At 44.1% G+C, this 11,369-nt stretch carries 13 protein-coding genes; 5 read left to right on the top strand and 8 right to left on the bottom strand.

From position 1 onward, the window contains the following. Nucleotides 1-69: 69 nt before the first annotated feature. Nucleotides 70-423, bottom strand: coding sequence for a hypothetical protein (locus QUA38_RS03930; RefSeq protein ID WP_333159389.1), 354 nt, complete (start codon nucleotides 421-423; stop codon nucleotides 70-72). Nucleotides 424-468: 45 nt separating this feature from the next. Here QUA38_RS03930 and QUA38_RS03925 point away from each other — a divergent pair, with 45 nt between their 5' ends. After that, entirely contained in the window at nucleotides 469-1,311 is an 843-nt protein-coding gene (locus QUA38_RS03925) for a 2-phosphosulfolactate phosphatase (protein ID WP_333159387.1), read from the top strand. A 226-nt stretch (nucleotides 1,312-1,537) separates the two neighbouring features. Here QUA38_RS03925 and QUA38_RS03920 read toward each other — a convergent pair whose 3' ends face one another. Next, on the bottom strand, nucleotides 1,538-2,023 hold the full coding sequence (locus QUA38_RS03920) for a hypothetical protein (RefSeq protein WP_333159385.1): 486 nt from the start codon (nucleotides 2,021-2,023) through the stop codon (nucleotides 1,538-1,540). Between the two features lie 705 nt (nucleotides 2,024-2,728). Here QUA38_RS03920 and QUA38_RS03915 point away from each other — a divergent pair. After that, nucleotides 2,729-3,526, top strand: coding sequence for a tyrosine-type recombinase/integrase (locus QUA38_RS03915; protein WP_333159383.1), 798 nt, complete (start codon nucleotides 2,729-2,731; stop codon nucleotides 3,524-3,526). Nucleotides 3,527-3,979: 453 nt separating this feature from the next. On the opposite strand, the gene QUA38_RS03910 is transcribed toward QUA38_RS03915, so the two are convergent. Continuing rightward, nucleotides 3,980-5,650: a hypothetical protein gene (locus tag QUA38_RS03910; protein WP_333159381.1), complete on the bottom strand. Its 1,671-nt coding sequence runs from the start codon at nucleotides 5,648-5,650 to the stop codon at nucleotides 3,980-3,982. A 572-nt stretch (nucleotides 5,651-6,222) separates the two neighbouring features. Between QUA38_RS03910 and QUA38_RS03905 the strand changes: the two genes are divergently transcribed. Beyond that, nucleotides 6,223-6,438 (top strand): tyrosine-type recombinase/integrase, encoded by a 216-nt coding sequence (locus QUA38_RS03905; protein ID WP_333159391.1) that lies wholly within the window; start codon nucleotides 6,223-6,225, stop codon nucleotides 6,436-6,438. Nucleotides 6,439-6,478: 40 nt separating this feature from the next. Here QUA38_RS03905 and QUA38_RS03900 read toward each other — a convergent pair whose 3' ends face one another. Further along, entirely contained in the window at nucleotides 6,479-7,249 is a 771-nt protein-coding gene (locus QUA38_RS03900) for a hypothetical protein (RefSeq protein WP_333159379.1), read from the bottom strand. A gap of 524 nt (nucleotides 7,250-7,773) precedes the next feature. Between QUA38_RS03900 and QUA38_RS03895 the strand changes: the two genes are divergently transcribed. Then, entirely contained in the window at nucleotides 7,774-8,250 is a 477-nt protein-coding gene (locus tag QUA38_RS03895; RefSeq protein WP_333159378.1) for a hypothetical protein, read from the top strand. A 588-nt stretch (nucleotides 8,251-8,838) separates the two neighbouring features. Here QUA38_RS03895 and QUA38_RS03890 read toward each other — a convergent pair. From QUA38_RS03890 to QUA38_RS03880, 3 genes are all read right to left on the bottom strand, one after another. Further along, complete coding sequence (locus QUA38_RS03890; protein WP_333159376.1) at nucleotides 8,839-9,234, bottom strand: ATP-binding protein; 396 nt, start codon at nucleotides 9,232-9,234, stop codon at nucleotides 8,839-8,841. Between the two features lie 15 nt (nucleotides 9,235-9,249). Then, complete coding sequence (locus tag QUA38_RS03885) at nucleotides 9,250-9,663, bottom strand: hypothetical protein (protein WP_333159374.1); 414 nt, start codon at nucleotides 9,661-9,663, stop codon at nucleotides 9,250-9,252. Nucleotides 9,664-9,889: 226 nt separating this feature from the next. Further along, nucleotides 9,890-10,111, bottom strand: a complete 222-nt coding sequence (locus tag QUA38_RS03880) for a hypothetical protein (RefSeq protein ID WP_333159372.1) — start codon at nucleotides 10,109-10,111, stop codon at nucleotides 9,890-9,892. A gap of 728 nt (nucleotides 10,112-10,839) precedes the next feature. On the opposite strand from QUA38_RS03880, the gene QUA38_RS03875 reads away from it, so the two are divergent. After that, a complete protein-coding gene (locus tag QUA38_RS03875) occupies nucleotides 10,840-11,001 on the top strand; it encodes a hypothetical protein (RefSeq protein ID WP_333159370.1) in 162 nt (53 codons plus the stop codon). A gap of 171 nt (nucleotides 11,002-11,172) precedes the next feature. On the opposite strand, the gene QUA38_RS03870 is transcribed toward QUA38_RS03875, so the two are convergent. Beyond that, complete coding sequence (locus QUA38_RS03870) at nucleotides 11,173-11,364, bottom strand: hypothetical protein (protein ID WP_333159368.1); 192 nt, start codon at nucleotides 11,362-11,364, stop codon at nucleotides 11,173-11,175. Nucleotides 11,365-11,369: the final 5 nt, after the last annotated feature.

Raw genomic sequence — 11,369 nt, 5'->3', positions numbered from 1 at the left:
CCTCTTTGAACACACCTTGATATTTTTTATTATATCATATTAGTTTTTTGTGTAATTAATTTTGTTTGACTACTTATTTTTACCGAGGTGAAGCTTTGTCAGATTGGATAGTTGCCCGATCTCCTCTGGGATTTCGGTTATCCCATGGTTACTGAGCATAAGAATTTTTAAGTTGGTTAATTTAAGAACAGCATCAGGAAACTTAGCTATCCCATATCTCCTCTTTGCTTCAAACTTGTTTGGCTGGTATGCTGCAACCACTAACTTCTCAAGCTGCGTACATTCGCTAATTTCCGGCGGCAATTCCTCTAAGTCCAACATCGACAAATTTAGTTCCGTCAAATTATTTTTGGCTGCCCGCTCAATTTCTCGCATTGCTTCGCCTCGCGTCCTGTCTCCTGTCTCTCGGTAGAATTCTTTCATGTCTTTTGTCTCTGGGTAGAATTCTTTTTATTGTGGCAATAATTTTTGTTTGATGGAGAAAGCCAGCAAAAATTAGGAGACGGCAGTATCCTGAGCGAGTCGTACCAGGTTCAAGCCCTAGACTGGGAAAATTGGACAAAGCAACGTAGTTACACAACTGACATGATTTTCAACCAATCAGAGTTTGAACTTCGCTGCGAGTGGGGATTTCAGGGGGTTGCCCAACTCGCACCGATTAGTGACGTGATCATTATTGTTGATATCCTCTCTTTTTCAACCAGTGTTGAAATTGCTACGAACAATGGCGCAATTATCTTTCCCTATCAATGGCGAGATGAATCAGCACTTGATTATGCAAAACTTGTCAATGCTGGTTTAGCCAGTCGAGAACGGCGACCCAGTTATGGCTACTCCCTTGCCCCTTCCTCACTACTTAATATTCCTGCTGGCACGAGGCTCGTCTTACCCTCACCTAACGGGTCCTTTCTAACGTTACACACAGGGTCAAAGCCAACACTAGCCGGTTGTTTGCGAAACAGTGAGACAATTGCACAGTTTGCGATGGCGCACGGGACTAGGATTGCTATTATCCCTGCTGGTGAGAAGTGGTCTGATGGGAGTTTACGGCCCGCTCTGGAAGACCTAATTGGAGCGGGTGCCATTCTTTCGCATCTAGATGGACGATTGTCACCGGAGGCAGAAGCGGCTGTGGCAGTATTTCGCCATTGGCAGGATGATCTCGTTACAGCATTGAAAAAATGTAGTTCGGGTAAAGAGTTGGTTGCTAAAGGCTTCACCACAGATATTGAGCTAGCGGCTGCGTTTAATATCAGCAACTGTGTTCCCTTATTGACTGATAACGCTTATGTCAAACAGTCAGGTTATTAAACTTCTATCAAAAATAGAGAGATTCTCCACCACTCAGATTCTGCGTCTAGTGTCAACTCCTTCTAGTGGACTGGCGCTCTAGGCTGGGAAATAGGGTTCTCCCCGCCTAGGTGTAGTGCTTTTAAGCCCTGGGTCAGGATATGCGTCCCGCTTGATTTCTAGGGCCTCTGACACTTCGATGTCGGGAGCGCCAAAAATCTCTTGAGCTTCCTTAGACACCACTAGATTAAACTTTGTTTTCAGGTCTGAGACATTTCCTTTTCACATATTCCCGAAAATCCTTACTATAAAGCTTTCCGTTCGTTTTCCAATACTTCGCTACTCCTGGATACTCCAATTTAATTCTCAGGTAATTAGACCAACCTTGCCATAAAACTTCATCTAATAAATTGTTTTTATATTGATAATGGAGATTTTCATAGAAATTAAAAATGCTACAAACAAGTTCCCTAAACCTTAGCGCTTCATCTTTTTCTAGCGCTTCAGGCTCGTCACAACCTAGCCGATAGATGCGTGCTGATTCTGAGTCTTGGCTAATCCGGGCTTCAATTTCTGCATACACACTAATAATTGATTGATAAGTAGCCCCTTTTATAGCTTTCGTACTAGCTCGAACCTGTATAGCCACATAGATGAGAGATACAACAACTCCAACCGCCTGGATAATTCCAGAAATGTCACCTATAGATAGTGAAAAATTGCCTGTATTCATATAGTTTCTGATTTCCTTCTCCTTATTTCCTGCAATGCCTTATCTCTAAAAGTTTTGTTCTAAAAGCATTGCTACATTCTCAGCAATTGTTTCCTCCAACCCCGCGCCTCAACATTCAAAATCTCCAACTCCTCATTCAATAGTCCGGACAGTTTTTATATAAATTGACACATTGAGGGATGAAGCTCTTGAATTACGCTCTCTGGTTACCCCTTTTTCGTGTGATGGACTCTCGGCAGAAGATTACATAAACCCAGGGTGATAGTTTCAACTATCTTCTAGGCTTTATATCTCCCCAACAATATAGCTTTTTTATCGAAAGCTACATTGTTGGGGCTGGTTTGTTTGCCAAGATACTTAATACACTATTGCCTGGAAATGACACCCCACTTCTAAAAGCTAGAGAGTCTAATAAAAATCAGAAATTTCCATATCCTGACCTAGCCTTACCAGTTTCAAGTCTTAGGCTGGGAAATACCGATTCCCCAACGTACAGGATGAATTGTCTGCTGTGCCGTTACCCCCGGAGCAACTGTCACAATCCAACTCATTCTAGTCAAAAAGTTCTTCGAGAGTGCCATTGACTGCGAGAAAAGGTAAAGTTGTAATTATTTTCTTTTTTGACTACCTTAAATCAATACTACTGTCGGCTTTGTCAGCCTACTATAGTGGTTCACGACTACTTCCCATATTGGAGGATAAAGGATGACAGGTCTAGACTCTCTCTTGGTTTCTATATCTACTGCTTACGACGCGGGTTTAGTAAACCGACTTGATGTGGAAAGAGTTCAGAATATCATAAAATCCATTGAAAAAAGAGGATTGGATGAACTAATAACAGTTTCCTATGCTTTCATCTGTTATTACAACGATGTAGTTGCTGGACTCAATACAAAACAGTTTGTTCCGTCATACGGGCTGAGAGAAGTTGTCTCTCTGTATCCCAATACACTTCTCCCGAAATTTCTTTACGGACCGTTGTCCAATGTATTCGATAGCACTGGTAAATTGCTGGAAAACTACTCTAAATCAAGCTTAGATTTGATATTAGGTTTACTAGCACTTGTTAAAAAGATAGATGACCCTAGAGCATTGAGCCAAGAGGAAATCAAGTTACTATTTTCCAAAGGCTTGCAGACACCGCGCGATCGCGCCCTATTCGGCATTTGTCTCTACACGCCGACACGAATTAAGGAAGCTTGTACCTTGCGGGTGAGAGACTATTACGCTCTTGATGGTTCCGTTCTGCCAGAGGTTCTTATCCCCACCAATAAAAAATTTGTAACCCGCACCATCCCAGTAATTGAAGAGCTAAGGCTGATACTGGCCGCCTATCAACCAACCGATGATATTTACCTGTTTCCTGCTCTTGAAGGCTCTAAAAACATCAACATGGAATCGGCATCAGAAATTTTTTCTAATGCCTTACAACAGGCAAATATCATCGGTGCTAGCATCCACAGCTTGAGGCGGACAAGCCTAATACCTAATATTGATGAGTAATGTGGGTATCCCCTTTCGGGTAATCCAAGAAATCAGCAGCCACCGCAACCTTAAACAATTGCTGAGCGTATCCTGACCTAGAGCCTGGAACTGCTAATGCTAAGGTCATCAAATAATTTCAAGCGCGTGACACACGACTTTGAGTGTCCTCTTCGCCGGACGGGCAGGCGACTATTTTTCCGACGGTTTTCTAAATCTTTTTCAGTTCAGCAAAGACTTAGCAGCCCGTCGAAAAAATCCCGCTAGGGGTTTAGACAGGGAAAGGGTAATTTTCCGACTCACTCCAAAATCTTGTTCTAGGCGGGGATAACACTATTCCCCCGCCTAGAGCTTGTAACCCTTGATGCTACATTAGGAGACTCAAATTTCCCCGCCTAGCCTAGAGGTTTAACCCATTGGAACTACATCTGTCTTAGTCATACCATTGGGCTGAATCGCCTTGAAGACGTGGAATCACGTCGGGTTTGGATTCACTACAGAGGGTGACAGCAACTTATTGAGGTCCTCCATGCTCTGACCAGTTAAGGTTGTCAGTAACTTCTTGATCTTGTCACGGTCGGTCGCGGTGTTTATGACGTCCATAGGGTAGATGCCGTCCATGAAGTTCATATTAAAATTAAAGTGGCTAACCGAGGACTTCCCAACCGACGCCGTCCACGAAGACTGGTCGATGTGCAGGAAGTAGATGCGAACCTTAGGCACTTTGATCTCGGTACCCATGACTTTGTCGAAGTAGTAAAGGAAGACCATGTGATCCAAAGTCGAGTTCTGATCCGACCAACTGAGTTTGAGGTCGCTGATGTTCTTCGTGACTGAAGTCAAGACCGAGTCTAACTCAGTGATCGTAGCTGGGGGAAAGTTGAACCCTTGAAACAGCGTGGCCAGGAACTCCATGTGCAGGTCTGCAGAGGTGGTACTCTGCGTGTACGAGCGCGAGAGCAGACTTTCACTAGAAAGATAGCCCCCCATGGCATTGGTAAGGATGAAGTTCTTTGCGTTAGCCATGGCTTTTACGAACTCGGAGGCGCCAGCCGGCGTGGTGATGTCGGGTTTACGATCCTTGTAGATTGTCTGATACAGGTAACGCGATGCTGCCACTGAGATGAACGACGTGAGCATCATTACGTCATATAGTTGCTCGTTAAGCGTAGGGTCTTTAATGTCATCCACCGATACAGCGGCGACCACGGTGGAGGACGGAGCTTGCGTATCAGTGTGCAGCATATCGAATAGTGTAGCGGGCGGGGGGTCTGCCCCCAGGGCTAGGGAGGCGTGGAGTCCAAACGGATGCGAGTTCGCGGTCGCAAGCATATCTCTCAGTGTAATAAGCTGGCTGCGTGTTGTCATAGAACCCCCGGACGCACGCGCGGCTGCAAGTAGGTGGTTCAAGGCAGGAAGCTGGTTGCGTCCTAACATACTCGGCACTGCTATTATCTTCCTGTCCTTACCGACGTACGTCGTCACAAGCACCAGTGCGTCACGCAATTTCGTAAGCGAACCGCTACTCGATACATATTCTACTTTTCCCTTCTTCGCTGCCTCGTTGTTCAGTACCTCAGCTATCCGGAGGGCAGCCATAAATTTGTCAGCCGAATTGTAAGCAGGGGTGCCGGACACTTGCTTCTCAGCATCATTTAATACATCCTCCCCCTTCTTCATCGCTTCCTCTGTAGTGCCAGCTACAAAATAGTAGCCGTCTTTATTGCGTTCCTCGCAAGCGTACAGCACGGACCAGGTCGCATCCGATCCGCCACGTGGCAGAGTCCTGATCTTCACCAGCAATTTTGAACTTAAGATAAGCAGCGGCATCAACTGGTCGATATAGGAGTTCTGTCCGTTCTGCACATGGCGCACATCGCAAGTCACAATATCCACGGTGGTGAGTTGCTTGTTGGTCTTCTTCCACGCGGATATAAAAGTTTGCAGGACAGCCGGAGTCTGTTGGGCGAAGGTGTTTGGTCCGCCGTGACCCCAGATCGTCAGTATTGCATCCGTGCAAGTAGGGATAGGGGTATTTCCCCCCAATTTGAATTCGCTGTAGCTGGTGATGTCTGCGGCTTGCTCGTTCAGTTTGCTAGCCAGATTGAGAGCACGATTTATGTGGTCAGGTTCGTAAAGAATCATGAGGGATATTTTTTAGGAAGAAAGAAGAAGCCATAACCAACGACGCACGTCGCTAATCATATAAGGTGGAATCACCATGAATGTCTGAGATAAGCAGCGTGTACTTGGGTTTATCGCAGCGGGTGACAGCTACTTATTGAGGTCGTCCACGCTCTGACTGGTGATGTTCGGCAACAATCAATTGAGCTTGTCAGAGTCGAGAGTGTTTATGTTTAAGAGTTCCTTGCGTAAGACCAACGCTCCGGACAGTTGTGGGAACAATAGTACAAGTCTTACAGGACAAGCCCCATAAGTCACATTTTTCCGCCTAGAGCTTGAACCCCTTGGAGTTACATCAGGATAGTTCAATTTCCTGACGTACCCTCTGCACTTTCAAGTTTTAGATGGGGAAATATATAAAAATCTACAAAGGTTATTCCCTATGATTTTATTAATCCTGGTTTTCCTGTTGGTGGTATCGAGTCAGTCGCAAAATAGTGGAAATGAACCTTCCTCATGGGTCGTGCAGAAATAACGGGGCGATAGTGGACGGACATTTGCGGATTGGTGTCACGAAAAGGCTTCTTTGAGTCCTGGCCAGAAAATTAATTCGCAAAGCTGGGGAAGTAGCAATGTTGCTATTTCCGGTACATCCCCATATGCTCCGGCACGGCTGCGGGTATTATTTGGCGGCTAAGGGGATAGATACTAGGGCGATACAGGATTATCTAGGACACGCCAATATTCACCACACTGTGAGATACAACCAATTAGCACCGCAGAGATTTGAGGGATTTTGGGAAGATTGACAGTTACATAATTCTTTGTGTAACCACTAATAACCAGTCGTTACCTAGTGGTGGTACAACCACGCCTTCTTTGCTTCAAGAAGTTACTACTTGTTCTGATGATTCTGCGTTGTTGAAGGCGGCTTAATTTTATTACTTTATTTTGGGGGGCGTGTTTCGTCTTATTTGCACCCCCTGAACGCTTACGTTCTGGGACTGGTTCAGATGGTGGAATAATGTCAATCGTGCCTAAGTAAGCTCCCGTGCTATTAAAATAGTAAGTATCGTTAACTGCAACATATAGATGAGAGCCATCTTTAGGCACGGTGAGTATACGTCCTAATCCGATGAAAAACCAATCATTTCGAGATGGATTTTTGCTGAATGTACCTACAACAGAACCCAAACGAATAGCATCTGGATCTTTTGTATCAGTCGTCTCTTTTCCAGCAATTCCGAATGGGTTAATATTAAAAATGAAAGCTAGAACATCGTAATTTAAGCCCCCACCTGCGAAGTGGTTAATTCCATCACCACCAAACTTAGTTGGGTATCCAGATGCACCTGCAATAGCAAAGGAGAAAATGGCTGCAGGGTCTGGTATTTCCATTGAACCGTCTGGATTAAAACTTGAGAGAGTAGTTAGTGAAATCGTTCCGGACAATTTAACATCTAAACGTGTTCCGCTAGCAAATATTCCCAAATCCAACTTGTTTATATCGCTTGTCTGGGCATCCAGTGTAAAAGATCCAGCCGTTGCTGGATTTCCAATTCCTACTACAACCATGGTGACCAATAAAAACTTAACTTTACCAGGAAGGAATTTAATCATGGCACTCTTACCTCTGAATTTCAAAAGGACAATAGTGGCAAAGGACGATCGCCCCGCATTGTCAGCGCGGTTGTGCCATCAACCCTGATTGTAAATCGACCTCAAGCTTTTTACGCAAATATCAATCGCTAACCGGAGGCAGGGGGGGAGCTACGGCTGACTGCCCCCCCCTGCCGCGTTCCTCGCTCGCTCGACCGGGTTGCGTGATACCCAATTAACAAACAAAAAAATGGATATCCCCGCCTAAACCCCTAGCGGGATTTTTTCGACGGTCTGTTAAGTCTTTGCCGAAGTGAACAAGATTTAGAAGACCGTCGAAAAAATAGCGGCCACCCGGTTGACTATTGGCAATAACAAAAGCCTTGTGTCACGCGCTTGAAATCACTTAAAGATTACTCTATCAGGATATGTGCCTATCCTGATGTAGTAGCAATGCTTTCAAGTCCTAGGCGGAAAAATATGGAATACCCGCCTATAACAAGATCTTGGAGTGAGTAGGAAAATTACCCTAATTAGCAATGCCCATGCTCTCGAAAAACCTCATTGGTGTCGCAGGTGAATACTACGTTTGTGCCGAATTGTGCCGACGTGGAGTTTTGGCACTCGTTACGCCAAAGAATAACGCCGTTTTTGATGTTCTGGCTTCGGATACTTTCGGCCAAAGAACAATCTCGATTCAAGTCAAAACTATGGCAATCGCCAATACACAAGGTTGGAAATTCGGGTCAAATATGAGCTCAAAAAAGAATAACGACAATTTGTATGTTGTTCTGGTAAATATGCACGACAATGGCACAAACGATTTCTATATTTACAAACACGATGAACTTGTGGAAAGAGTTAATCAGATCTACGATGAGTACATAAGCAAGCCAAAGCGTGACGGGTCGGTGAGAAAAAAACCTGGTTTCCGTTGGTTTGACCACAATTACTTTACGGATGATGACAAATCACGGAAGAATAATTGGGCGTTGCTCGGCTTCACGGCGCTGGCACTATAATGCCCCAACAGCAGAATACTTCTGACGCTGAACCGCGTGACACAGTGGATTGGTAGATAATTAGCGGTTACATATAGTGGTTACATAACTCTTTAGGTAACTTCTAGCAGTTTCAGGTGTTAGGTATTTATAAGGCCCCTTAGAAATACCTAACTCTCTTCCGATCACCTAATTTTTTCCCTACTGAGCAAAAAATGAAAAGCCCAGACTGCCACATAGGCTATCCGAGCTTTTCTCTTTATTTTTTCCCTAACAAGTAGAGATGCCAACAAGCTATGTCGCTTTTAGGCGGCGAAAGTTTCTAGCCAATTAGTATTCCTAACAAGTGAGGACGCTAATAAGGTAATGGACCTTTTTTTAGCCAGGAGAGCTTTCATTAAATTAGTGTCCCCAACAAGTGGGAACTTCTCTAGAATACACAACACAGCACAAGGTGTCTAGACATTATTCTTGATGCCTGTTTATGGAAACGGTAAGAGTAACAAAGTAGACTTAGGGAAGTTGTAGGGGTTTGGGTATTGGCTCAGAATATACCAATATCCTGACGTAGCGGCAACACTTCCATGCTCTAGGCGGGAAAATATGGATTTACTGAACCACAAATCCCATCTCGTTCAAACCGAACGGATCTTTTTTTTTCAACTCTTCGTTCAACTTAGCCTGGAAGTTAAAAGGCTTTCCCCAATCCCAAATTTTGATTTCAAGACGTTCCTTAAATACCGCAATCGAAAGATCGATCGAAGTGTCTGACGGCATATCTTTGTGATGGTGAACAGCGAGGATAAACCCTTCAACCACCGCCAGTCGGGAAAGCTGCAAAACTGTTTCGGGAATTGGTAGATTATCTAACTGCTCCACCCACCACAAAACTTGACTAACAGTAGCAATATCACTATTAAGCTCGATAGTGAGTCTTTGCAGTAGCTGGTTACAATTTCGATCGGATGGGCTAGTTACAGCAGATTCCAGCCAAATATAGTACACCTTAATCCCAAGCACTTACCAAAATGGTGGACAAACCCTTGCAACCGTACACCATAAACCTGGAAATTGCTGTATTTGCTCTTTCAACCAGTTAAAAATGCTCAAAACATCGCTCGATGGCTTCAAACCAACAAGTTGAAGTTTATTTTGAGGTAGTATGGGTTGAAAAAATTTAACGATTGAAAGACAATTGCGACGTTCATAAGTGTGGGTATAACTAAGTTCATCAGCAATTTGACCAATTAGTTTTATACCTATTCCTAGTGACGGTTCATCAAAAAATCTATCTTTCATTTTTGCTCTCCTTATGCTTGGTCGTCTTGTAAATACTAATCGCCGATGCAAGCGCGAAACAGTTCCCATAGGATGTCCGAACACCAAACTTTTTCCCAGAACAGAAACTTTTTTCCGAGCAGCTAGTTTGTGCATAGTCTGGATTTTTTAAAACCTGTGGACTGCTCCTCCAACTTGCAGAAACACGGTTTTAAAAACCTAAAATTTAGGGGGTAAAATTGCTTTGTCCTAAGTGAAAGCGTCTTACACGTCTTAACTCTTGGGAACAACAAACTCCTGTGTCACGCGCTTGACACTATTCAACAACCTTAGCGGTTCTAGTCTCTGGCTTAGAAGGCTTAGAAAATATGGATATCCCCGCCTAACGGTGCGATTTATCGCGGTCGCAATCTTTGATTGCTGCAGAGATGTACAGCCCGATATAAGCTCCAACCCCAACTTTAGTCAAGTCCTCAAACATTGGTTGGGTACAGGAGCCGATGGCAGCCAGTACCAGGGAACCAATAGCAAAACGATAACTTTCAAAGCGTGTGCTTGCGAGAAAGGGTTTCTCATAGTTGTTACCAGTTAAATTACCAAACATTCAAAGTCTTTCTGCTTTGCGTGTTTCTTCATATAACCATGACAGGTTTATTGAGAGTTATCTATCCTCTATCCTTTATACAAACTTTATAAGAAATAATACTCCGGATAGTTTTTGAGACAGAGGCTGAAACCCTTATTCTACAGTTAGCATTTGACCTCACTGAGAAGGCTGGAACTCGCATTCTGCCGTTAGTTATTGAAAACTGTCCGGACTGTTGTAAGAAAGGTGTGGCTTTGCTGATTTACGGTTATCCCGCCCAGCAAAAGCTAATAATTTTCGTGCCTCTTATAAGAAAGGTGTGGCTTTGCTGATTTACGGTTGTCCCGCTTAGCAAAATTTTTAAACTTTTCTCTCCTTTATAAAAAAGGTGTGGCTTTGCTGATTTACGGTTATCCCCGCCTAGCAAAAATTTTTGGAATGAGGGGGGATTGGGGTGATTCTCGCTGGCGTTGCTGATTCACGGTATGAATCAACTTTTCGCTTGATGTTACAAAACTCACCATACTTGGCTTATAGCAATTAGGAAATCTTCCATTCATACCTGTATTCAGCAACGTCTCTCGCTTAAACCTCTAGCGGGATTTTTCCGACGGGCTTTTAAGTCTTTGCCGAAGGAAAAAATTTAGAAGACCGTCGGAAAAATAGTCGCCACCCCTACCGATTTCTGCGGTGTAAGCACACCCACTGTTAGCAAGCACCGTAAGCACTTACAGTCAGAGGGACTTTTGCCAGAAATAAGTGAGCGAACTGACAAGAGCGGCCGCAAGCTCAACACCGGGAACATTGGGACAAAAGCTAACCATAAAGAGAAAATTCTCAAAATTGCCAGCGAGATGGATAGAGACGAAATAGAAGAAATTATTGAACTACTAGAGGCAATGCTCTAAAAGCGCACCAGGTTGCGCTTTTGTCAGAGAATAATTACAACTTGTCCAGTGACTCGCTGGACAAGTTAAATTAAAGGGCGATCGCGCTTTTCACTGCGAGATGATTGTAGAAAGCGGGTTTTCAGCGACGTACAGAGCGGGTAATCGCTGCTTTGCCATAGCCATTGCTCGCTATATGAGCGCGATCGCATCCGACTCAACAGCCGACAGAACCTTGGCTTCCATATCGTACAAGTCATTCAGCACAGCCTTAACGTTGGCAAATTGAAAATACTCCGTCAGCGTGCCAATGCGAAAATTAAACGCTTTGTACCGATGCTTAAAGTACAGCTCAACATTCCCCCGGTGTTCCCACAATCCCAATAAAT

Origin of the sequence: Microcoleus sp. Pol12B4 (genome assembly GCF_036701385.1) — a bacterium.
Classification (GTDB): domain Bacteria; phylum Cyanobacteriota; class Cyanobacteriia; order Cyanobacteriales; family Microcoleaceae; genus Microcoleus.
Note: the sequence above shows the minus strand (reverse complement) of the source record. Positions and strands in the feature narration are given on the sequence as shown.